This is a genomic window from Leeia speluncae (assembly GCF_020564625.1).
In the GTDB taxonomy this organism is placed as follows: Bacteria; Pseudomonadota; Gammaproteobacteria; order Burkholderiales; family Leeiaceae; genus Leeia; species Leeia speluncae.
In genome coordinates, this window is record NZ_JAJBZT010000008.1 from 44,969 (window position 1) to 67,057 (window position 22,089).

General features: G+C 46.2%; 17 protein-coding genes. 11 read left to right on the forward strand and 6 right to left on the reverse strand.

The window, feature by feature from the left end; translation table 11 throughout:
• Window positions 1–135: 135 nt before the first annotated feature.
• From LIN78_RS13895 to LIN78_RS13905, 3 genes are all read right to left on the reverse strand, one after another.
• Entirely contained in the window at window positions 136–588 is a 453-nt protein-coding gene (locus tag LIN78_RS13895) for an RcnB family protein (protein ID WP_227181444.1), read from the reverse strand.
• Between the two features lie 154 nt (window positions 589–742).
• Window positions 743–1,486, reverse strand: a complete 744-nt coding sequence (locus LIN78_RS13900) for an SDR family oxidoreductase (protein WP_227181445.1) — start codon at window positions 1,484–1,486, stop codon at window positions 743–745.
• 9 nt (window positions 1,487–1,495) lie between these two features.
• Window positions 1,496–2,245, reverse strand: a complete 750-nt coding sequence (locus tag LIN78_RS13905) for an SDR family NAD(P)-dependent oxidoreductase (RefSeq protein WP_227181446.1) — start codon at window positions 2,243–2,245, stop codon at window positions 1,496–1,498.
• A gap of 128 nt (window positions 2,246–2,373) precedes the next feature.
• Here LIN78_RS13905 and LIN78_RS13910 point away from each other — a divergent pair, with 128 nt between their 5' ends.
• From LIN78_RS13910 to LIN78_RS13920, 3 genes are all read left to right on the forward strand, one after another.
• Window positions 2,374–4,014: an electron transfer flavoprotein-ubiquinone oxidoreductase gene (locus LIN78_RS13910; protein ID WP_227181447.1), complete on the forward strand. Its 1,641-nt coding sequence runs from the start codon at window positions 2,374–2,376 to the stop codon at window positions 4,012–4,014.
• Window positions 4,015–4,107: 93 nt separating this feature from the next.
• Window positions 4,108–7,140 (forward strand): D-2-hydroxyglutarate dehydrogenase YdiJ, encoded by a 3,033-nt coding sequence (gene ydiJ, locus LIN78_RS13915; RefSeq protein WP_227181448.1) that lies wholly within the window; start codon window positions 4,108–4,110, stop codon window positions 7,138–7,140.
• Window positions 7,141–7,194: 54 nt separating this feature from the next.
• Window positions 7,195–7,542, forward strand: a complete 348-nt coding sequence (locus tag LIN78_RS13920) for a RidA family protein (protein ID WP_227181449.1) — start codon at window positions 7,195–7,197, stop codon at window positions 7,540–7,542.
• Window positions 7,543–7,613: 71 nt separating this feature from the next.
• Here the strand turns inward: LIN78_RS13920 and LIN78_RS13925 are convergent, their stop codons facing one another.
• Window positions 7,614–8,546: an electron transfer flavoprotein subunit alpha/FixB family protein gene (locus LIN78_RS13925; protein WP_227181450.1), complete on the reverse strand. Its 933-nt coding sequence runs from the start codon at window positions 8,544–8,546 to the stop codon at window positions 7,614–7,616.
• Entirely contained in the window at window positions 8,547–9,299 is a 753-nt protein-coding gene (locus LIN78_RS13930) for an electron transfer flavoprotein subunit beta/FixA family protein (protein ID WP_227181451.1), read from the reverse strand.
• Window positions 9,300–9,489: 190 nt separating this feature from the next.
• On the opposite strand from LIN78_RS13930, the gene LIN78_RS13935 reads away from it, so the two are divergent.
• Genes LIN78_RS13935 through LIN78_RS13965 form a run of 7 tightly spaced genes read left to right on the forward strand, consistent with a single transcriptional unit; the run spans window position 9,490 to window position 19,665 of the window.
• Window positions 9,490–11,565, forward strand: coding sequence for a hydantoinase/oxoprolinase family protein (locus LIN78_RS13935; RefSeq protein WP_227181452.1), 2,076 nt, complete (start codon window positions 9,490–9,492; stop codon window positions 11,563–11,565).
• 21 nt (window positions 11,566–11,586) lie between these two features.
• Complete coding sequence (locus LIN78_RS13940; RefSeq protein WP_227181453.1) at window positions 11,587–13,239, forward strand: hydantoinase B/oxoprolinase family protein; 1,653 nt, start codon at window positions 11,587–11,589, stop codon at window positions 13,237–13,239.
• Window positions 13,240–13,257: 18 nt separating this feature from the next.
• Window positions 13,258–14,460 carry a pyridoxal phosphate-dependent aminotransferase gene (locus LIN78_RS13945; protein WP_227181454.1) on the forward strand — a complete coding sequence of 401 codons (1,203 nt, stop codon included), beginning with the start codon at window positions 13,258–13,260 and terminating at the stop codon, window positions 14,458–14,460.
• A 13-nt stretch (window positions 14,461–14,473) separates the two neighbouring features.
• A complete protein-coding gene (locus LIN78_RS13950; RefSeq protein WP_227181455.1) occupies window positions 14,474–15,280 on the forward strand; it encodes an NAD-dependent epimerase/dehydratase family protein in 807 nt (268 codons plus the stop codon).
• A 16-nt stretch (window positions 15,281–15,296) separates the two neighbouring features.
• Window positions 15,297–16,493, forward strand: coding sequence for an NAD(P)/FAD-dependent oxidoreductase (locus tag LIN78_RS13955; RefSeq protein WP_227181456.1), 1,197 nt, complete (start codon window positions 15,297–15,299; stop codon window positions 16,491–16,493).
• 27 nt (window positions 16,494–16,520) lie between these two features.
• Window positions 16,521–18,206, forward strand: a complete 1,686-nt coding sequence (locus LIN78_RS13960; protein ID WP_227181457.1) for a thiamine pyrophosphate-binding protein — start codon at window positions 16,521–16,523, stop codon at window positions 18,204–18,206.
• A 10-nt stretch (window positions 18,207–18,216) separates the two neighbouring features.
• Window positions 18,217–19,665 (forward strand): NAD-dependent succinate-semialdehyde dehydrogenase, encoded by a 1,449-nt coding sequence (locus LIN78_RS13965; protein ID WP_227181458.1) that lies wholly within the window; start codon window positions 18,217–18,219, stop codon window positions 19,663–19,665.
• Between the two features lie 89 nt (window positions 19,666–19,754).
• Here LIN78_RS13965 and LIN78_RS13970 read toward each other — a convergent pair whose 3' ends face one another.
• Window positions 19,755–20,504 carry a FadR/GntR family transcriptional regulator gene (locus tag LIN78_RS13970; RefSeq protein ID WP_227181459.1) on the reverse strand — a complete coding sequence of 250 codons (750 nt, stop codon included), beginning with the start codon at window positions 20,502–20,504 and terminating at the stop codon, window positions 19,755–19,757.
• 329 nt (window positions 20,505–20,833) lie between these two features.
• On the opposite strand from LIN78_RS13970, the gene LIN78_RS13975 reads away from it, so the two are divergent.
• Window positions 20,834–21,979, forward strand: coding sequence for a branched-chain amino acid ABC transporter substrate-binding protein (locus tag LIN78_RS13975; protein ID WP_227181460.1), 1,146 nt, complete (start codon window positions 20,834–20,836; stop codon window positions 21,977–21,979).
• Window positions 21,980–22,089: the final 110 nt, after the last annotated feature.

Here is a 22,089-nt window from a genome sequence, read left to right on the forward strand (position 1 = left end):
CGATAATTATCAAGACAGAGCACTGACTTTGCCATAGCTAATTGGAAATGTCAGTTGCTTTGTGCTGGCAGGGGTCAATTAAAAAAAGGCATCTTTCGATGCCTTTTCGATGGTGCTTAGTAAGTAAATGCTAGTTTAACGCGTAATATCTTGAATCGCGTCTACCACCATGCCTGTACCCACTGCAATCATTAGTACATCTGAAGCAACCTGCACATAGCGGTAATTGCGAGGGGCGGGCGGTAACTGTTTCAGTACCACGACTGGCAATTCTGTGTAATGGACAGACCTAGGTAGTGGTTTACCTACTTGCCAGTAACGCGCTTGCCCTGGGGCCATGCAACCATTGTGTTTTTTGGCTAATCCTGGAGGGCAACGGCCATTTCTGGCTTCTTTACCGTAGTAGTTATAAATCACAACGCGTGAACGATCATCAAAACGATAGCGCTCTGGTTGACCTTGTTTTTTGTATTTCCAATCATCGTCTCTGCCGTGATGATTCCAATCTTGTTTATCAGCCATTGCCGGTGTTACTAGGCCTGTAGAAATGGTGCCTAGCATTAAGATGGCGATAGTAAGCTTTTTCATGATTGTTCTCCGGTTAAGTAGTAAAAGTCTTAACTTGCATTTGACAGGTACCACTATAAGCGGGGAGGGATGAATGTTAGCTGAACCGGCATGGGCAAAAAAAAGTCACCCCGATTGCTCAGGGTGACCCAACTGCCCACATGTTTCCACGTAGTTAAACTGTTTTAACGATTCTTGCGCCACCAGGTGCCTGAGAAGTAGGGAAGACCGCTACTTTAGAAACGTCTACACGTAAAGGTTGTTTTAGCGTGTGTAAGATCAGCTCTGCCAAATCTTCGGGATGAATAGATTCGTACCCGTCATATAGCTCTTGTTGGGCACCTTCTTGGCCAATTGCAGTTCTGTAGAGTTGTGTTTGTACACGACCAGGGGCGACCTCTGTCACTCGAACGCCTGTGCCTAGTAGGTCACAACGTAGGTTGTCACAGAACATAGAAATAGCGGCTTTGGTTGCACCGTATACTGCTGAGTTTGGATGAGGGTAAAGACCCGCAGATGAACCAGTGAAGAATAGATGTCCTCTGCCTCTTTGAGCCATTTCTGGTAACAAGGCATGGGTAAGATGCAATACAGATGTTAGATTTACTTCCACCATGTCATCAATATCTTGGCTGGTAATATCTGTGAACGCTCCACGATTAGTAAGTAAGCCGGCGTTATTCACTAGTACATCAATTTCTAGTTGCTTAGCTTTGACAAATTCAACAATCGATTGATGATTTCTGACATCACATGAAAGTGGAAGAATATTTGGGTGGCTAGCTAATGCTTGTAAGGCTTCTTCATTACGAGCAACGGCCACAACTTTTAAACCATTTTCTGCAAGTAGCAGTGCAACGGCTTTACCAATACCGCTTGAGGCACCTGTCACTAAAGCTGTTTTAAATGAATGAATCATGATGCATCCTTACGCGTAAATATATCCACCGCTGACAATGACGTTTTCACCAGTTGCATAGGTGTTTCTTGAACTGGCCATCATCACAATCCATTCTGCCATTTCTTCTGGCTCTGCAGCACGACCTAATGGGTTCGCTTTTGCTAGTTCTGGCAAGAAGCCTAGCTGCTTTGCACGCTCTGTCGCGAAACCAGCAGGAGCAACCGAGTTCACCAGAATCTGGAAAGGCGCGCAGGCATGTGCGAAGGATTTGGTCAGGCTTACTACCGCTGCTTTGGTGGCAGCGTAGTGAGCATTTTGTGGGTGTGCTTTAAATGCGTCGACAGACGTGACGTTCACAATCCGGCCGGTGACCATATCGTTACCTTCGAACTGGCGCATGTGTTTTACCGCAGCCACCATCATGTGATAAGTGCCTTTGATGTTAATCGCGTTTTCTAGATCCCAATCTTCGTCATTGATCTCGAAGATGTCTTTGCGGGGGTAAATAGCAGCACTGTTTACCAGACAATGCACACGGCCAAACTCAGCTGCAATTTGGTTAAAAGCAGCATGTGCTGAATCTAAACGAGAGATATCACCTGTGGCAGTTGCAACTTGGTGGCCCTCTGCACGTAAGGCTGCTGCGGTTTGTGCTAGTAATTCTTCGTTTTTGTCGATTAGGCCAATTTTTTTTGCGCCGTGCTTTAGCATCAATTTTGCTGTTACAAGGCCAAGTCCTGATGCGCCACCGGTAATGATCACTGCTTGTTCGTTCATGCTAACCCCTTCGTAAAAATATCTTGCTGTATGATGACTGATGTCATATATTATGCCGGAAATGCAGTGGTAGGCAAGTGTCTTGTGATGCTTGTTATTGAGAGAGTTGATGAATTGGTCGAGTAAAAATGGAAGAAGATATCCTTGAGTATGATGTGGCAATTGTGGGTGGTGGCCCAGCTGGACTGGCTACTGCGATTAAATTAAAACAGTTAGCTGCAAAAAATGGCACCGAACTGAGCGTTTGTCTATTAGAAAAAGCCGCTGAGATTGGCGGTCATATTCTTTCTGGCGCGGTGATGGACCCGATTGCCCTCACGGAATTAATTCCCGATTGGCAAGCGCAGGGCGCGCCTTTATCTGTTCCTGTTACTGAAGATCAGTATTTGTATTTAACCGAAACGGGTGCGACAAAACTACCTAACTTTCTCGTGCCCGCTTCTATGAATAATCATGGAAATTACATTATCAGTTTAGGCAATGTTTGCCGTTGGCTGGGAAATATTGCGGAATCATTAGGTGTGGAGATTTTCCCTGGATTTGCGGCGGCGGATGTTTGGCGTAACGATGCAGGTGCGGTGATCGGTGTATGTACTGGTGAAATGGGAAGATCCAAAAATGGTGCTGAAAAAGGGGACTTTGTCCCTAGCGTAAAGATTGCTGCGAAACAGACGATTTTGGCGGAAGGTTGCCGTGGTCATTTGGGTAAAAAAGTGATCGATTACTTTCATCTAGATGATGGAAAAGACCCGCAGACCTATAGTCTTGGCATTAAGGAACTATGGGAAGTGCGCCCTGAAGCGCATCAGCAAGGCTTGGTGATTCATACAGCAGGGTGGCCATTGCCAAGCGATACTTATGGTGGTTCATTTATTTATCACGGGGAAAACAATCAGGTCGCTATTGGGTTTGTGACTGGTCTAGGTTACAAAAACCCTTATCTAAGCCCATATGATGAATTCCAACGTTTTAAACATCATCCTGAAATTACAAAATTACTGGAAGGTGGCCGCCGTATTTCCTATGGCGCAAGGGCGATTACCAGTGGCGGGCTTCAATCATTACCTAAACTCTCTTTCCCGGGCGGTGTACTTGTTGGGGATGATGCAGGCTTTTTGAATGTCTCTCGTATTAAAGGTAGCCATGCAGCAATTAAATCTGGCATGTTAGCTGCAGAGGCAGTGTTTGATTTGATCGTTGCAGGGGATGCTAACCAAGCAATCGCTTATGAGGCCGCATTTGAATCGAGCTGGCTAAAAGAAGAGTTGCACCAATCTCGTAATTTTAAAGCTTGGTTAAGTAAAAATGTATTGTGGGGTTCAGTGTTGGCTGGTTTGGAGCTAAAACTCTTTAAAGGCAAAGTGCCTTGGACTTTGCATAACAAGTTGCCGGACCATCTAAAGACTGCACCTAGTTCACTTTATTCTCCAATTAGCTATCCGAAACCAGATGGAAAAATTAGCTTTGATAAGCCTTCTTCTGTCTATCTATCTGGCACAAATCACGAAGAAGATCAGCCAATCCATTTGCGTCTACGTCGTCCTACTGAGGCAATCTCTGTTAATTATGTAAAGTTTGCCTCCCCAGAGCAACGCTACTGCCCAGCTGGGGTTTACGAAGTACTCGAAGATGAGCGCGCACAGCCTTATTTGCAGATTAATGCACAGAACTGTTTGCACTGTAAAACCTGTGACATTAAAGACCCTGGTCAAAATATTGATTGGACGACACCAGAAGGAAGTGGTGGGCCCAATTACCCGAATATGTAGTCTTTGACGAAATGATTTTCTCTCCTCACTCAAATTGAGTGGACTTTACCCGCTGCCTTTGGGTGGCGGGTCCTTTTTTTCGGTGCTGAAACGATGTTAGCTAAAATCAATGTACAAGATGAATTGCCTGATTTACTCAGAGACTTTGTTTCTGAGCTGCTAAATATCGGTTTTTCTGGTGATGTTTCTTATGCATACGCAGACAGAATTGTCATGTCTACGGATAACTCGATTTATCAAGTAAAGCCACAATTAATTCTTTTTCCTGCTGTTATTTCTGATGTCGAAATGGTGATGAAATTGCTTGGGGAAGAGCGTTTCCGAGAAGTAAAGCTTGCACCACGTGGTGGTGGTACAGGGACAAATGGGCAGTCGCTAACAGAATTTGTGGTGTTAGATTTATCTAAACACCTAAATCAAATTTTGGAGATTAATGCTGAAGAAAAGTGGGCTAGGGTACAAGTTGGGGTGGTTAAGGACCAACTAAACGAGGCGATTAAACCTTTTGGGCTGTTTTTTGCTCCTGAATTGTCCACATCTAATCGTGCCACGATTGGCGGCATGATTAATACCGATGCTAGTGGGCAAGGCTCCTGCCTGTATGGCAAAACGCGAGATCATGTCTTGGCATTAAAAACAGTGTTTCTTGGTGGTGAAGTAATTGATTCTTTTGAAATTGATGCGAAAACCCAAGAACACTACCGTGCTCAGAAAAATATGGAAGGCTTATTTCACCGTGTGGTGGAAGATGAAATTCGCACCCATCAAGAAGAGATAGAGCGGATTTTTCCTAAGCTAAACCGTTGTATGACAGGGTATGACTTAGCGCATGTGATCGATGAGCAAAATCACTTTCATTTAAATTCTATTTTGTGTGGTTCTGAAGGCACGCTAGGCGTGATGGTCGAGGCCAAAATTAACTTGGTGAGCATCCCTAACTGTAGTGGCTTGTTTGTGGTGCGTTACAGTAATTTTGATGCCGCATTAAGAGATGCGCCCAAACTAATGGCGATCAACGCTGCCTCTATTGAAACGGTGGATTCCACCGTTTTTCAGTTAGCGAAAACCGACAATATATGGAATGACGTAAAGCATCTGATGCAAGAGTCAGTAGCAGGTGAAACACAAGCAATTAATTTGGTGGAATTGATTGCCGATGATTCGGATGCTTTATTAGAGAAAATGGTGGCAGTAGAAGACTTTCTCTCGTCTGGCGGGGCTGGTGCACGGCTTGGGTTTGATCAGACAACTTTAGCGAATGAAGTGAATAACCTATGGCAACTTCGGAAAAAGGCGGTGGGTTTATTGGGGGGATTAGCTGCCAATGCTAGACCAGTACCATTTGTCGAAGATACTGCGGTTCCTCCTGAGAATTTAGCCGATTATATCCAAGAATTTAGAGCGTTATTGGATGGCTATGGACTGAAATATGGCATGTTCGGCCACGTTGATGCTGGTGTGTTGCATGTGCGACCTGCACTAGATATGAAAGACCCAGATCAAGAAGGCATGATTCGCCAAATTAGTGATGCGGTGGTTGCCCTAACAAAGAAATACAAAGGATTAATCTGGGGAGAGCACGGTAAAGGATTTCGCTCTGAATACACCGAATCGTATATGGGTAGCTTGTATCCGGTATTAACCCGAATTAAAGCCTTATTTGATCCATTTAACCAGTTAAATCCAGGCAAAATTGCTTCGCCAGATGGTAGTGCACTTTATCAAATCGACCGTGTTTCTACCCGTGGTCAATTAGATAGACAGGTAAACCCGATTTTTCAAATGGCGTATAAAGACGCGATGAATTGCAATGGGAATGGGGCTTGTTATAACTATGATCTCAATGACAGCATGTGCCCTTCTTGGAAGGCAACAAGAGATAGAAAATACTCTCCCAAAGGACGTGCTTCATTGCTGCGAGAGTGGTTGCGGTTAGCCTCTAACAACGGGGTGCCAGCTGGTTCACTAACCGACGCTGAACAATTACAGCAAATGACGAAGCCTTTGCCCGTCCGCATGTTTAATAGTGTTGCTGAACATTTTTCTTCTCAAAAAGACTTCTCCACAGAAGTACGCGAGAGTATGGATAACTGTTTGGGCTGTAAATCTTGTGCTGGTCAATGCCCAGTGAAAGTCGATATTCCAACGGTTAGATCTAGCTTCTTTGCGGCGTACTACACGCGTTATGCACGGCCTATCAAGCATTATTTAGTCGCCAGTGTAGAAACGTTGATTCCTAAGTTTTCTCATGCGCCATTCCTATATAACGTCTTGACGCAAAACCCATTTAGTAAATGGGGATTTCGTCAGCTCGGGCTCGTGCATCAGCCGGCAATGTCGGGGTTTAAGCTCTCTGCCTTTATGAAACAAGAGGGCATTCAATGGGCAACTGTTGAGCAGCTTTCTGGCTTGTCTCTATCTGACAAGGAACGAAGCATTGTACTTGTCTTAGATGCATTTACTACCTACTTTGATTCTGCTGTTTTGATGGATGCGGTGAGGTTATTAAAAAAACTTGGGTATATGGTGTGGATTGCCCCATTTTCGCCAAATGGTAAACCACTGCATGTGCTGGGGTTTTTAGCGAAATTTAAACAAGTGGCCGAGCGAAATGCTTTGCAGCTAAATGCGTTGGCAACCATTGGCGTTTCCTTGGTGGGGTTGGACCCATCGATGAGTCTGACTTATCGGTCTGAATATCAAAAATCTGGATTAAACGTTGTCGCGCCAAACGTGATGTTATTGCAAGAGCGGTTGGTGAAAGACATCAATAAATGGCCGGACAAAGTACCTGAGCAAATGCTTCAGCTGCTTCCTCATTGTAGTGAACGCACAAATGCTGCGGCCACGCTGCCGATGTGGCAAACCATTTTTGCTCGCTTCGGGGTAAAGCTAACCATGCCAAAAACTGGCTGCTGTGGGATGGCGGGAACATTTGGCCACGAATTGAGCAACCGGCAATTGTCAGAAACGATTTATCAGCAAAGTTGGGCGCATGCGCTTCGGGAAACGGATGTCAATACGGTGATGGCAACAGGATACTCTTGTCGCTGCCAAGTAGACATTATGGAGCAACAATCAATTAGACATCCTGTTTCAGTGTTGTTGTCGATTGTTAATCGTTGATGCGGATCGGTGAGGGTATTTTCTCGCCATTATCTTTATAAATAAGGAAGTGTTATGTCTGGTATTGAGCGTTTGGAATTTGATACACGTATTCATCATGTAGTGAAACACAATGGTGTGGCTTATTTAACAGGCCAAGTCGGGACACCTGGTACTTCTGCTGGTGAGCAGATGAAAGAAATCTTGGCAAAGATTGATCGATTATTGAGTGTAGCAGGGACAAGTAAAGACAAGCTCTTGAATGTGATGCTTTGGCTTGATGATTTGCGTGATTTTGAAGAGGTTAATAAAGTGTGGGACGCATGGGTTCCAATGGCGCACGCACCTGCGCGGTCAACCGGGCAAGCCAGAATGGCGAAGTCTGGTATGTTGGTTGAAGTGATTGTGACTGCTGCCGTTTAATTATCACAGCTTACAAAAAGAAACCCCGTCAATGTGTTTGCATTGACGGGGTTTCTTTTTAATGTGGATATTTATACTTTTGCTTCTAGTGCTTTAATCACATCAAACAAATCACCCACAACACCATAGTCACAATTTTGGAAGATAGGCGCTTCTTCATCTTTGTTAATCGCAAAGACCACTTCCGATTTGCTCATACCGGCTAAATGTTGGATCGCGCCAGAAATACCAGCTGCAATATAGATTTTTGGTGAAACAATATTCCCTGTTTGGCCGACTTGTTGTTCATTTTGGGCATAACCAGCATCTACCGCCGCGCGAGATGCGCCAACTGCTGCATTTAATTTTGCCGCCAATGGGTTTAGTGTTGCTTCAAAGCTTTCTTTAGAGCCAAGTCCACGACCACCGGACAGCACAATATCTGCATCTTTTAGTGAAACTGTGTCGGATTGAGATTTGTTTTCTGAGACGAACTGGCTCTTTTGGAAGCTAGGTGTAAAAGTAATGGTAGAAATGGCGGCTGCATCTTGTTGCGTATTGGCTTCTTTAAAGCAGCTAGTGCGAACCGTGATCACCTTTTTGCTATCTAGGCTTTGAATTTTCTGAACGGCATTGCCAGCATAGATATTGCGTTCGAAAGTATCATCTGAAAACACTTTGGTGATCTCAGATAATTGCATCACGTCTAACTTGGCCGCTAGGCGGGGTAGGGTGCTTTTTGCTAAAGAGCTATCTGAACCAATCACATAGTCGTAGTCTTTAGATAGCTGCACCAATAATTCGGTAAGTTGTTCAGGCAAAGGATGGGCAAAAGTTGCGTGCTCAACTGTAAAAACCTGTTTAACCGGATTAATCTGAGCAACGGATGTGGCTGCAGACTCGGTTTGATTGCCAACGACTAATACATGAATTTCTGCAGAGAGTGCGCTAGCAACCGTGATGACTTTTTGTGTGGCTTTGGCTAGGTTGTTGTTCTGAAGATCGGCAATAATTAATGCTTTCATTTATTTCACCTCTGCCAATACAGCTAAGAATTTGCTAACAAATGCATCTGTATCACGATATACAGTGCCTGATTTGCGCTTTTCAGGTTCATAGGTAGACAGTACTTTTAGTCTTGGAGATGCATCTATGCCTAGCGCTGAGATAGCAATTTCTTCCGCCGTTTTTTTCTTTGCTTTCATAATATTCGGCAAAGTTAAATAACGTGGCTGGTTAAGGCGTAAATCCACTGTAATTACGGCTGGAAGGTTAATTGAAATGGCTTCTAGTCCACCATCCACCTCTCTAGTCACGGATACCGTACCATTGCTTGGTTCCACTTTAGAGGCAAAAGTTGCCTGCGCATAATCTAGTAAACCAGCCAACATTTGACCTGTTTGATTACTATCGTCATCGATTGCTTGTTTACCCATTAATACAAGATCGATGTTCTCTTTTTCAACTAGTGCTCTTAGCGTTTTTGCAACCGCTAATGGTTCTAGTTGTGCATCTGTTTGAATCAAAATCGCGCGATCTACGCCAAAAGCAAATGCAGTTTTTAATACGTCAATTGCTTGAGCGCTACCGACCGTTACCGCAATTACCTCTGCGTCTACACCAGATTCTTTGATACGCACCGCTTCTTCTAGTGCAATCTCATCAAACGGATTGGCAGACATTTTTACATTAGATAGATCAACGCCAGAGCCATCCGGACTTACTCGGATTTTGGCGTTGTAATCTGCAACCCGCTTAACAGGAACGAGAATTTTCATAGCATCACAACCCTAAAAATGTAATCAACAGACTGGAGCGCAAGCTTGGGAAATACTGATTTATCAGCTAAAACTTTAATGAGATAAGTGCATAACCTTGCTTGACCACTTGTATGATAACATATATCATACATATATCAATCGCGTTGTATGATTCACTTGTGTCGATTTTGTTAACGAGGGGCGAGTAATGGCAAAGAAAAACTGCCGGGTTGGAGTGGATATTGGTGGCACATTTACTGATGTGGCACTAGAGCTTGATGGTGAAATGCATTCCACCAAGGTGCTAACTGACTACACGGCACCAGAACGGGCAATTATTAAAGGTGTTTCTAATATTCTTGAATCACTTGGCTTATCTTTTGCTGATATTGATGAATTAATTCACGGCACAACGTTAGCGACCAACGCGCTAATCGAGCGTCGTGGTGCGAAAACTGCATTTGTCACGACGGCAGGTTTCCGTGATGTGCTGGAAATGCGTACCGAAAACCGCTTTGAACAATATGATTTAAATATCACTTTGCCTTCTGCGTTGATTGATCGTGCAGATCGCTATGTGATTAAAGAGCGTACCGATGTACACGGCGATGTGTTGATTAATATTGATGAAGCGGAGTTAGCTAAATTAGTAGAAACCATTGCTGCTGGTGAGTACGAAAGTGTGGCGGTTGGCTTCTTACATAGCTATGTAAATGGCGCCAACGAGCGCTTGGTGCGCGATGCACTACAGAAACGCTTGCCAGCGGTTTCTGTGTCGATTTCTTCTGAAGTTTCTCCACAAATTCGCGAGTTCGAACGCTTTAATACCGTTTGTGCGAATGCGTATGTAAAACCAATTATCAAGTCTTACCTTGATCGCTTGGTAGATACGTTGCGTGCGCAAGGCGCGACTTGCCCTGTCTTCATGATTCACTCTGGCGGCGGCATTATTTCTGTAGAAACCGCTGCAGAATTCCCAGTGCGACTGGTGGAATCTGGTCCTGCCGGTGGTGCGATCTTTGCAGCGGACTTTGCACGGAAATACGACATCGAAAACGTCTTGTCGTTTGATATGGGTGGAACAACTGCCAAGATTTGTTTGATTGAACAGCAAGTCCCTAAAACCGCGAAAACCTTTGAAGTCGCGCGTACTTATCGCTTCAAAAAGGGCAGCGGCATGCCAATTTCTATTCCTGTGGTGGAAATGGTGGAAATTGGCGCGGGTGGCGGTTCGATTGCTAGCGTGGATGTAATGAAACAAATCCGCGTAGGCCCACACAGCGCGGCGTCTGAGCCAGGCCCTGCTTGTTATGGCCGTGGTGGTGATCAGCCAACCGTGACCGATGCCAACTTGGTTCTGGGCAAATTAGACCCAGCGAACTTTGCTGGCGGTAGCATTCTGTTATCGACAGATAACGCGATGACGGCAATTGATCGTGAAATTGGTAGCAAGTTAAACCTGGATGCGAAAGCGGCTGCTTTTGGTATCTGCGAAATGGTGGATGAAAACATGTCTAACGCGGGCCGTGTGCACGCGGTAGAAAGCGGTAAAAACATTGGTGATTACACCATGATTACCTTCGGTGGTGGTGGTCCGCTTCACGCAGCACGTTTGTGCGAAAAAATGGGCGTGACCTCTTTCTTGGTTCCCCCTGGAGCAGGTGTCGGTTCTGCCATTGGCTTCTTACGTGCGCCGTTTGGTTACGAGGCTGTACGTAGTGCATTTGTTCGCTTGTCTACATTCAATGCAGATGCGGTGAACAAAGTGGTTCGCGACATGGTGTCTGAAGCCGAAGGGTTTGTGAAAACCGGCATGTCTGATCTGACTCCAGAAGTAGAGTGCACCGCCTATATGCGTTATTCCGGCCAGGGTTGGGATATTCCTGTGCACTTAACGCAATTTGAGTTTTCACCATCGGATGTGGATAGCCTCAAAGTGCAATTTGAAGAAGCGTACACCCGTTTCTTCGGCCGTCCGATTGATGGCTTGGATATTGAAATTGTTAGCTGGTCTGTTAAAGCCTCAACCCCATTACCTCCAATCCAGAAACTAGCGTGGACAGCAGAGCAGCGCAAAGTAAACGCACCTGTTTCTCGTCCGGTATTCGATGCATCTAGCAGCCAGTTTCTGGAAGCGGGCATTTTCGATCGTGAAACCTTAAAGGCCGGCGATTGTGTTTATGGCCCCGCAGTGATTGCCGAGCGTGAGACATCTACGCTAGTGACTAAACCATTTAAAGCAATTGTTCAGGTAGATGGTTGTCTCCTGATCACTCGTCAATAACCGATTGTTGAAGGGACAAAAATGAGCAATTCCATGATTGATATCCACATGCAAGTCATGTGGAACCGCTTGATCTCTGTAGTGGAAGAACAAGCGCTTACCCTGATTCGTACCGCATTTAGTACCAGTGTGCGTGAGGCGGGAGATTTGTCTGCTGGTGTGTTTGACCAACAAGGTTTGATGTTGGCGCAAGCGGTGACAGGTACGCCTGGGCACGTCAATACGATGGCGGAATCCGTTGGCCACTTTATTCGTGATATTGGCCCAGAAAACATCTTCGAAGGCGATGTCTATGTGACCAACGACCCATGGAAGGGTACCGGCCACTTGCACGATATCACCATCGTGACCCCTTCATTTATGGATGGTCGTCTGATTGGTTACTTTGCATGTACTGCACACGTGGTCGATATCGGTGGCCGTGGTTTTGGCCCGGATGCGCGTGAACTGTACGAAGAAGGTTTGTTCATCCCGATCATGAAGCTGTTCGAGCGTGGTCAGGTAAACAAAGACCTGATCAACATTATTCGCAACAACGTGCGTGAACAAGACAAGGTAGTCGGCGATTTCTACGCGCTAGCGGCGTGTAACGAAACTGGCCACAAGCGTCTGATCGAGATGTTGAAAGAATTCAAGCTACCAGATCTAGAAACGATTGGTGCGTTTATTCTGGAACATAGCCGTAAAGCTACCTTGGAACGTCTAAAAGACGTGCCAAAGGGTGTTTACCGTAACAGCATGACGCTAGATGGTTACGATGTACCAGTGACTTTGGCTGTTGAGCTACGTATTGATGAAAACGGTATTGTGGCTGACTTTGAAGGCACCTCTGGCATGAGCCAGTTTGGCATTAACGTGCCGCTGCTCTACGCAAAAGCGTATGCATGTTATGGCTTGAAGTGCGCATTAGCACCAGAGATTCCAAACAACGCGGCGTCACTAGAACCGTTTGATACCGTCGCCCCAGAAGGTTGCATTCTGAATGCTAAGCGTCCGGCTCCTGTATCTGTTCGCCATGTACTCGGCCACTTTGTGACAGACCTCGTATTAGGTGCTTTATCTAAGTGCCTACCAGGCAAGATTTTGGCGGAAGGCGCTAGTGCACTATGGAACATCCACGTGAGCGTGAAACCGGTGGAAGAAAAGCCGGGCATGAAGGGCGCGGAAATGTTGATGTTCAACAGTGGTGGTATGGGCGCACGTCCTACGCTAGATGGTCTTAGCTCTACCGCCTTCCCAAGTGGTGTTCACACCATGCCAGTTGAAGCTACCGAACAAGCGGGACCGCTGATCGTATGGCGTAAAGAGCTGCGTAATGGTTCTGGTGGCGCGGGTGAGTTCCGTGGCGGCTTGGGTCAATCGATCGAGATTTCTCCTGCCAAGGGTTATCAATTCATGTTTAGCGCAATGTTCGACCGTATTGGTCACCCAGCCCGCGGCGTGAATGGCGGTCTAAATGGCGCATCTGGTTACGTAGGCTTGGATGATGGCACGGTGCTAAAAGGCAAGGGTAAACAATTTGTGCCAGAAGGTAAGAAATTGGTGCTGGAGTTGCCTGGTGGCGGTGGTTATGGCCAGCCTGAAAAGCGTGATGCAGAGGCGTTAAAGCGTGATGTTCGTAATGAATACATCTCAGCTGACCAGCTTAAACAAGATTACAAAGCATCTGTTTAAGCGCGAGGGGATAAAACGATGAATTTCCAAAACAAACGCGCAGGCATGATCAAAAGCTCGCCAAGCATGGCTGTGTCTATGCTGGCAAAGAAAATGGTGTCTGAAGGTTTAGATGTGATTGACCTAAGCCTTGGTGAGCCAGACTTTGATACGCCGCCTCACATTATTGAAGCGGCACATCAAGCCATGTTGGCGGGTAAAACCCGCTATACCGCACCAAATGGGGTGGAATCGCTTCGCAAGGCGATTGTGGCTAAGTTTAAGCGTGACAATCAAATTGATTATCAGCTAGATGAAATTACGCTAGGTAATGGTGCTAAACAACTGATCTTTAATGCTTTTCTATCTACCTTGGAAGAGGGTGATGAAGTATTGGTGCCAACGCCATACTGGGTGTCGTACACCGATATCGCGATTTTGCATGGTGGTAAGCCGGTACTGGTGGAATGCGGAATTGAAGATGATTTCAAGATTACCGCCGAGAAACTAGCGGCAGCCATTACGCCAAAGACGCGCTGGTTATTGCTGAACTCTCCTTCGAATCCAAGCGGTGCGATCTATACCCGTGAAGAATACGTAGCGTTGGGTAAAGTACTAGAAAACCATCCAAACGTGATTGTGATGTCGGATGAAATTTACGAACACATCATCACGGGTGATACCCCATTTGTGTCATTTGTCTCTGCTTGCCCTGCGCTAAAAGACCGCACCTTAATCATTAATGGTGTGTCAAAAGCGTACGCAATGACTGGATGGCGTCTTGGTTATGCGGTGGGTCCAAAAGCATTGATCGATTGCATGAACAAAATGCAGTCACAAAGCACTACTTGCCCTTCTTCAATCTCGCAAATTGCCTCTGCCGCGGCGTTAGATGGCCCGCAAGACTTTGTTTCGATGGCATCTAAACAGTTTGCCATTCGTTCTGCAGAAGTCACGAAGGCACTACGTGCGATTCCAGGCTTGGAAGTTAGCGATTCGAAAGGTGCGTTTTACGCCTTTCCTAAATGTGCTGCATTCATTGGTAAGAAGACGCCTGCAGGCGAGGTGATTCAGTCGGATACCGATCTATCTACCTACCTATTGCAAGTAGGTTTGGTCGCGACCGTGCCAGGCTCTGCCTTTGGTTTAGAAGGGTATGTGCGCCTATCTACTGCGACATCGAGCGAACAGTTGGCAAAGGCGACCGCGCGAATTGCAGATGCGTTAGCGCAGTTGAAATAAGGAATTGAATTTAATGAAACATTTCAAACGTGTATTGATTACTGGCGCAGCAGGCGCACTTGGCAAAGTGTTGCGTGCTGGCTTGGCTGATATTGCCGAAACCCTACGCCTAACTGACCGTATGGAGTTGGGCTCTGCAGCTGCCAATGAAGAATTGCAAGTGTGCGATTTGGCGGATCTGGAATCGGTTTTAGCGGCAACCAAGGATGTAGAAGCCATTGTTCACTTGGGTGGCGTGGCGCGTGAAAACACCTTTAATAACATCCTGAATTCAAACATTGTTGGTAGTTACAACGTGTATGAGGCAGCACGTAAAAATGGCGTAAAGCGCATTATTTTTGCAAGCTCAAACCATGCTATCGGTTTTTATGATCGCACCGAGACCATTGATTCTAATGTGATGCATCGCCCAGATAGCTTGTACGGCTTGAGTAAGGCCTTTGGCGAAGATTTGGCGCGTTATTACTTCGATAAATTTGGTATCGAATCGGTGTGTATCCGCATCGGATCTTGCTTCCCAGAGCCAATGGATCGCCGCATGTTGGCCACTTGGCAGTCATACGATGATTTCGTACAGATGGTTTCTAAATCGCTTATCGCTGCCCGCGTTGGTTTTACCGTGATTTATGGCATGTCGGATAACTGCGAATCTTTCTGGGATAACACCAAGGCATCGGTAATTGGCTACCGTCCGAAAGATACCGCAGATGTATTCCGTGAAAAGATGTTTGCAGCAACCCCGACTCCTGATCCATTTGCCCCGGCGATTGTGTATCACGGTGGTGGTTTTGCAGCTGACGGCCATTTTGAAGATCAATAAGGCGGAGTAAATATTGATGGGAACAACAGCAACTTCTCAATCCTACGATGTCGTGATCGTCGGTGGTGGTGTCGTCGGTAGTTCGACCGCTTACTTCTTGGCCTCTAACCCGGATTTCAACGGCAAAGTGTTGGTTATCGAGCGTGATTGGACTTACGCAAAATCGGCTACAGCACTGTCTAGCAGCTCGATTCGTCACCAGTTTTCTAACAAACTGAACATTGAAATCTCGATGTTTGGTTCGGAGTTTGTCCGTAATGCGGGCACATTGCTAGAAGTTGATGGCGACAAGCCAGATTTAGCTTTCCATGAAAATGGCTATTTGTATCTAGCCAACGAAGAACAGTACCCAGTGCTAAAGCGTAATCATGATACGCAAACAAGCTGTGGTGCAGAGATCGAACTACTGAACCCAGAAGGTTTAGGCAAGAAATTTCCTTGGCTAAACCTAGATTCGATTGCGGGTGGTAGTTACGGCTTGCGTGGTGAAGGTTGGTTTGATAGCTACGGATTGATGAGTGCTTTCCGCAAAAAGGCGCGTAGCTTAGGTGTGGAATACATCGAGAATGAAGTCGTTGATGTGGTAACGGATGGCAAACAGGTGACTGCTGTTCGTTTAGCAAGTGGCGAAACGATTCAGTGTGGCCAGATGCTGAACTCTGCAGGTACACGCGGCCCGAAAATTGCCCGCTTGGCAGGGCTAAATATCCCGGTTGAGCCACGTAAACGAAACTTGTTTGTCTTTGAATGTGAAACGCCGCTAGAAGGTGTGGTTCCATTGATGATCGACCCAAGTGGCGTGTTCTTCCGTCAAGAAGGTAAATATTACCTAGGTGGTACTTATCCTAAGCATGACCCTGAAGCAGATGTAGACGACTTTAACGTATTGCATGATGAGTTTGATGAGGAAGTTTGGCCTTTCTTGGCTGAGCGCGTGCCTGCATTCGAAGCAATTCGTGTCGTCAATTCATGGGCAGGACATTACGACTACTGCGTGCTGGACCATAACGCGATTGTTGGACCGCATCCAGAGTTATCTAACTTCCATTTTGCGAATGGCTTTAGTGGACATGGTCTGCAACAGTCGCCAGCGGTGGGGCGTGGCCTAAGCGAAATGATTACCTACGGTCAATACAAAACACTCGACCTGTCTTTGTTGGGCTATGAGCGGGTTATCCAGAATAAACCATTCCTTGAAGAATCCGTGATCTAAGCCGGTCTCGAGTGGAGAAAATATTAAATGAATACGCAAGTTAAACGTACCGGTGGTCAGGTTTTAGTTGATCAGTTGAAGATTCATGGCGTGGAACGCATTTTCTGCGTGCCAGGCGAAAGTTATTTGGCGGTGTTGGATGCATTACACGATGCTAAAGACGATATCGATCTGATCGTATGTCGCCAAGAAGGTGGCGCGGCTTATATGGCAGATGCTTATGGCAAGTTAACCGGCAAACCGGGCATTTGTTTTGTAACCCGTGGCCCTGGGGCAACTAACGCTTCAGTGGGTGTGCATACCGCATTCCAAGATTCAACCCCAATGCTGCTTTTTGTTGGTCAAGTAGCGCGGGATCAGGAAGAGCGCGAAGCCTTCCAAGAGATCGATTATCGTCGCATGTTTGGTCAGATGGCGAAATGGGTCGTGCAAGTAGAAGATGCAGCTCGTCTACCAGAGCTAATTAGCCAAGCCTTCCACCGCGCCGTGAATGGTCGTCCAGGCCCTGTGGTGATTGCACTACCAGAAGATATGCTGTGCGATTTGGTCGCTGTGCCAGATGCGGGTCCTTACAAACAAGTGGAACCTGCAATTAGCCAAGAAGATGTCGCACGTATTGAACAGCACTTGGCGCAAGCACGGCGTCCATTATTGGTGGTTGGTGGTTCTGGCTGGGATCAAACCGCGATTAACAACATGCGTGCGTTTGCTGAAGCTTACAACCTGCCGGTCGCCGCTTCTTTCCGTTGCCAAGACTTTTACGACAACACCTTGCCAAATTACGTGGGCGATTTAGGTTTGGCTGCTGGTCCTCGCTTGGTACAAGCGGTAAAAGACGCTGATCTACTGTTGGTGGTGGGGGCGCGTCTGGGTGAAATGACCACGGGTGGATACGCATTAGTCGATATCCCTGTGCCAAAACAGAAGTTGATTCATGTGCATTTGGGCGTAGAAGAGCTTGGCCGCGTTTACCAAGCCACTTTGCCAGTGAATGCCGGTATGCGTGACTTTGCTCGTAAAATGTCGGTACTAAAACCTGCCGCCTCAGTTGCTTGGGCTGAGTGGACAAAGGTATTGCGCGATGCCTACGTTGGCAATCTGGAAAGCCCAGTATCGCCAGGCAATGTACAAATGGGCCAGATCATGGCGTATTTGCGTAAAACCCTACCGTCAGATGCCATTTTGACGAATGGCGCGGGTAACTACTCTGGCTGGTTACATCGTTTCTACCAGTACCGTGACTATCGCTCACAACTTGGCCCAACCAATGGCTCAATGGGTTATGGTGTGCCAGCTGCAGTGGCTGCAAAGCTAACTTTCCCGAAAAAGCCAGTACTCGCATTTGCGGGTGATGGTTGCTTCATGATGAATGGTCAGGAAATGGCAACTGCGGTGCAGTACGGTGCGAATGTGATCTTTATCGTCGTTAATAACGGCATGTACGGCACCATTCGTATGCACCAAGAGCGTACTTATCCAGCGCGTGTATCTGGTACAGATTTGGTGAACCCAGACTTTGCCTTGCTGGGCGCTGCTTATGGCCTGCATAGCGAAGTGGTGGACGAGACCTCTCAATTTGCTGGCGCATTCGAGCGTTGCCAAGCGGCGGGTAAACCGGCGCTAATCGAAATTCGTATTGACCCAGAAGCATTAACACCGCGCATGAGTCTGTCCGAAATTCGTCAAAATGCTCAGAAGTTGCAAAGCAAATAAGGGGGCTGTCATGCAATTAAAGAATCCAGATCTCCTTCGTCACCAATGCTTGATCAACGGCCAATGGCTGTCAGCTACAGAAGGGGGCGTGATTGAAGTCACTAACCCTGCGAATGGCGAGCTAGTTGGCGTGGTGCCCAAAATGGGGAAGGCGGAAACAGCTGTCGCCATTGAAGGGGCGAACGTCGCCTTCCAAGCATGGCGAGAATACACCGCGAAAGAGCGTGGTACCTTGCTGCGCAAATGGTTTGATCTGATTATGGCAAATCAGGCTGATTTGGCGCTGATCATGACTATCGAGCAAGGTAAACCGCTTGCCGAATCGATGGGTGAAATCGCATTTGCCGCTGCTTATGTGGATTGGTTCGCCGAAGAAGGCAAGCGCGTGTATGGTGACTTGATCCCTGCAACGCAACGCAATCGCCAATTGGTCGTGATGAAAGAGCCAGTGGGTGTTTGTGCGGCGGTAACACCGTGGAACTTCCCGGCCGCCATGATTACCCGTAAAGCTGCGCCAGCATTGGCTGCAGGTTGTACGATTGTGATTAAGCCTGCTTCACAAACCCCGTTCTCTGCATTAGCGCTTTGTTACTTGGCAGAGCAGGCAGGGATTCCGGCTGGTGTAATTAACGTCGTTACGGGCGATTCTGGTGCCATCGGTACAGAGTTAAGTACCAATCCAACTGTTCGTAAACTCTCGTTCACAGGGTCTACTTCTGTTGGTATCAAACTAATGGAGCAATCTGCTTCTACCGTGAAAAAAGTCACGATGGAACTGGGTGGCAATGCACCATTTATCGTGTTTAACGATGCCGATCTAGATGCTGCGGTCGAAGGCGCAATTGTTTCTAAATTCCGCAACTCTGGTCAGACTTGTGTTTGTGCCAACCGGATTTTGGTACAAGAGGGCGTTTACGAAGAGTTCATCAAGCGTTTTACCATTGCGGTGAATGCATTGAAGCTTGGTAACGGGATGGAGCCTGGTGTGACCAGTGGCCCAGTCATTGATGCGAAGGCCGTGAAATTTATGACTGCCTTGGTGGATGATGCCAAAGCGAAAGGGGGCAAGATTGTTGCAGGTGGTAAGGTGGGTGATCTGCCGGGCACTTTCTTTGAGCCAACACTAGTTGCCTATGCGAGTGAGGACATGCGCGTCGCCAAAGAAGAAATCTTTGGTCCTATTGCGCCGGTGTTTGCTTTTAAAGACGAGGCAGATGCAATTCGTCTAGCTAACGATACCGAATACGGCTTGGCGTGCTACTTGTACACCAACGACAATAAGCGTATCTGGAAAATGTCTTCCAAGCTCGAATACGGCATGGTGGGGATCAACGTTAGCTTGGTTGCGACGGAAGTCGCCCCATTTGGTGGTATGAAAGCCTCTGGCGTGGGTAGGGAAGGGTCCAAGTACGGGATTGATGATTACTTGGAAATCAAATACCTGTGTATTGAGACGTGATCACTAGTCTTAGCCTTGACTGCTAGTCACAAAAAAGGACGCCAGATCATGTATCTGGCGTCCTTTTGGGTTTTTTGCAAGTCAACAGTTTAGTCGTTATCTGCAGCATCCGCTTGTGTTGCAGGGTTCAGAATGCGGCGGTAGCGTGTCAGGTTTTCTTCTAAATGTTTACGCAACATTTGGCGAGCACGGGTCGCGTCACCTTCTGTAATCGCGGATAAAATCGCACCATGTTCACGTGCAATTTTCTTGATATGCGATTGTCTACTTTGCCCACCAGATTTGGTATGTTTTAGACGCAAATCGAGAATAATGTCTTTCCCAATCGCTTCTAGAAAGTGGGGGAATTGCGGGTTGTTCGTGGCTTTGGCAATGGCTAAGTGAAACGCAAAGTCGGCTTCAGCTTCTGCATCTACATCTTTACCATCTAATGCATTAAAACGATCAAATGCTGCTGTAATTTCAGACAATGTTTGCGGAGTACGGCGTTCGGCGGCTAGTGCAACGGCTTCATTCTCTACGCCGACACGTAACTCTAGTACTTGTAACGCAACGCGAACATCATCCCCAGCATTGGAAACACTGATGTCAATTTTTTTGGTGTCACGCTCACAAACAAAAACACCAACACCTTGCTTAGAGATTAATTGACCACCTAGCCGTAAAGATGCGACAGCTTCGCGAATCACTGTGCGGCTCACCCCAAATTCAATGCCTAAGTCTTTTTCTGACGGTAGTTTATCTCCGGCAGGGTACATTCCATTGTCAATGCGCTTGGTAATTTCTTCAATAACAATCTGCGTTAGGTTTCCGCGACGGGCCTTGATCGCTTCTGTCATATTTTTACTCCCAGTAGGTACAGAGATACCTGCTTTTCTATTTGTATATTCCCGTTAGATTTAGCTGGCAAACTATTTTTTTAAATTCATTAGTATGTTATCACATGTATTATGAATTGGTATGACAAGATATCAACTTGCTGAAATATAAAGGTTTTAACTTGTATCTTCATATTTTTGTAACTTGTCTTTATTAGCAAATGCTTTATTGACACATAAATGATGTCTGTTATCATACAACATACATGCACATCGTATGGATTGGATAGCGACTTCATTAATGTCGCTGTTTTTTGATGAAACTCGATACTTTCGTTATGGAGAGAGTGATGCGTAGTAAGTTCTCAAAATCAGCTGTTGTAGCGTGCCTGTTATCTGCAGGTGTGATGTCTCATGCATTGGCAGAAGATCTAACCGTCAAAATCGGTTTTGCCGCGCCATTGTCAGGCCCATCTGCTCACCAAGGTGCGGATGTTCAGCACGGTGTAGAAATTGCCTTGGCAGAAGCAAATGCAAAAAAAATTAAGTTAGATGGTAAAACTGCTAAGTTTGTTTTGGTCGCGTTAGATGACGCGGGTGATCCTAAAACAGCAACTCAGGTTGCCCAGCGTTTGGTGGATGAAAAAGTATCTGTAGTAATTGGTCACTACAATTCTGGTGCAAGTATTCCCGCTTCTAAGATTTATGCAGAAGCAGGTATTCCTCAGATTTCTCCTTCTTCTACCAACCCAGCTCTAACTAATCAAGGTATCAAAACTGTATTCCGTACAGTAAATGATGACTCTGCACTGGGTCGTTATGCCGGTTCATACTTGGTTAAAAACCTGAAGGCGAAAAAAGTAGCGGTGATTGATGATCGTACTGCTTACGGACAAGGTTTGGCTGATGAAGTGGTAAAAGCGGTGAAGGCAGCGGGTGGTGCAGTTTCTGTACGTGAGTTTACGAACGATAAATCAACTGATTTCAACGCGATTTTGACTTCTATTAAAGCGTCTAAACCAGATGCATTGTTCTTTGCGGGCCTAGATTATCAAGCAGCGCCAATGGCAAAGCAGATGAAAAACTTGGGTGTTGCTATTCCATTCATGAACATTGGTAACTTGCCAAACGATGACTTCGTAAAAATGGCAGGTGATGCAGCAGAGAATATGTACGCTTGGAACTATGGTTTGCCATTGCAAAACATGCCTAGAGGTGCAAAATTTGATAAGCAGTTGAAAGACAAGTATGGCGTAGGTGTGATCCAGTCTTCTCCTGCTGCTTATGATGCAACTTGGGCCGCAATTACTGCGATGCAAAAAGCAGGTACAGCTAATCCGGCTAAATATTTGGGCGCATTGAAGTCTGTTACTTTTGATGGCATCACAGGCAAGATTCAGTTTGATGCAAAAGGCGATTTGACAGCTCCCGCAGCAACCATTTTCCAGTTTAAGTCTGGCAAGTGGAATACGCTTGAAGTAAAGCGCGGAATTTAATTTCCGAACCCTCTCCTTATACTCTGTTGAGCCACATGCAATTTGCATGTGGCTTTTTTTATTTTTAAATTATTCATTCCATATTGGAATCAATATGAGAATTTATGTCG

Excerpts from the sequence above, each read along its gene's own strand:
- LIN78_RS13955 (WP_227181456.1), top strand. The coding sequence starts at position 15,297 with ATGGGAACAACAGCAACTTCTCAATCCTACGATGTCGTGATCGTCGGT.
- LIN78_RS13975 (WP_227181460.1), top strand. The coding sequence starts at position 20,834 with ATGCGTAGTAAGTTCTCAAAATCAGCTGTTGTAGCGTGCCTGTTATCT.
- LIN78_RS13930 (WP_227181451.1), bottom strand. The coding sequence starts at position 9,299 with ATGAAAATTCTCGTTCCTGTTAAGCGGGTTGCAGATTACAACGCCAAA.
- LIN78_RS13945 (WP_227181454.1), top strand. The coding sequence starts at position 13,258 with ATGAATTTCCAAAACAAACGCGCAGGCATGATCAAAAGCTCGCCAAGC.
- LIN78_RS13935 (WP_227181452.1), top strand. The coding sequence starts at position 9,490 with ATGGCAAAGAAAAACTGCCGGGTTGGAGTGGATATTGGTGGCACATTT.
- LIN78_RS13965 (WP_227181458.1), top strand. The coding sequence starts at position 18,217 with ATGCAATTAAAGAATCCAGATCTCCTTCGTCACCAATGCTTGATCAAC.
- LIN78_RS13950 (WP_227181455.1), top strand. The coding sequence starts at position 14,474 with ATGAAACATTTCAAACGTGTATTGATTACTGGCGCAGCAGGCGCACTT.
- LIN78_RS13905 (WP_227181446.1), bottom strand. The coding sequence starts at position 2,245 with ATGAACGAACAAGCAGTGATCATTACCGGTGGCGCATCAGGACTTGGC.
- ydiJ (WP_227181448.1), top strand. The coding sequence starts at position 4,108 with ATGTTAGCTAAAATCAATGTACAAGATGAATTGCCTGATTTACTCAGA.
- LIN78_RS13940 (WP_227181453.1), top strand. The coding sequence starts at position 11,587 with ATGAGCAATTCCATGATTGATATCCACATGCAAGTCATGTGGAACCGC.
- LIN78_RS13970 (WP_227181459.1), bottom strand. The coding sequence starts at position 20,504 with ATGACAGAAGCGATCAAGGCCCGTCGCGGAAACCTAACGCAGATTGTT.
- LIN78_RS13960 (WP_227181457.1), top strand. The coding sequence starts at position 16,521 with ATGAATACGCAAGTTAAACGTACCGGTGGTCAGGTTTTAGTTGATCAG.
- LIN78_RS13895 (WP_227181444.1), bottom strand. The coding sequence starts at position 588 with ATGAAAAAGCTTACTATCGCCATCTTAATGCTAGGCACCATTTCTACA.
- LIN78_RS13920 (WP_227181449.1), top strand. The coding sequence starts at position 7,195 with ATGTCTGGTATTGAGCGTTTGGAATTTGATACACGTATTCATCATGTA.
- LIN78_RS13910 (WP_227181447.1), top strand. The coding sequence starts at position 2,374 with ATGGAAGAAGATATCCTTGAGTATGATGTGGCAATTGTGGGTGGTGGC.
- LIN78_RS13900 (WP_227181445.1), bottom strand. The coding sequence starts at position 1,486 with ATGATTCATTCATTTAAAACAGCTTTAGTGACAGGTGCCTCAAGCGGT.
- LIN78_RS13925 (WP_227181450.1), bottom strand. The coding sequence starts at position 8,546 with ATGAAAGCATTAATTATTGCCGATCTTCAGAACAACAACCTAGCCAAA.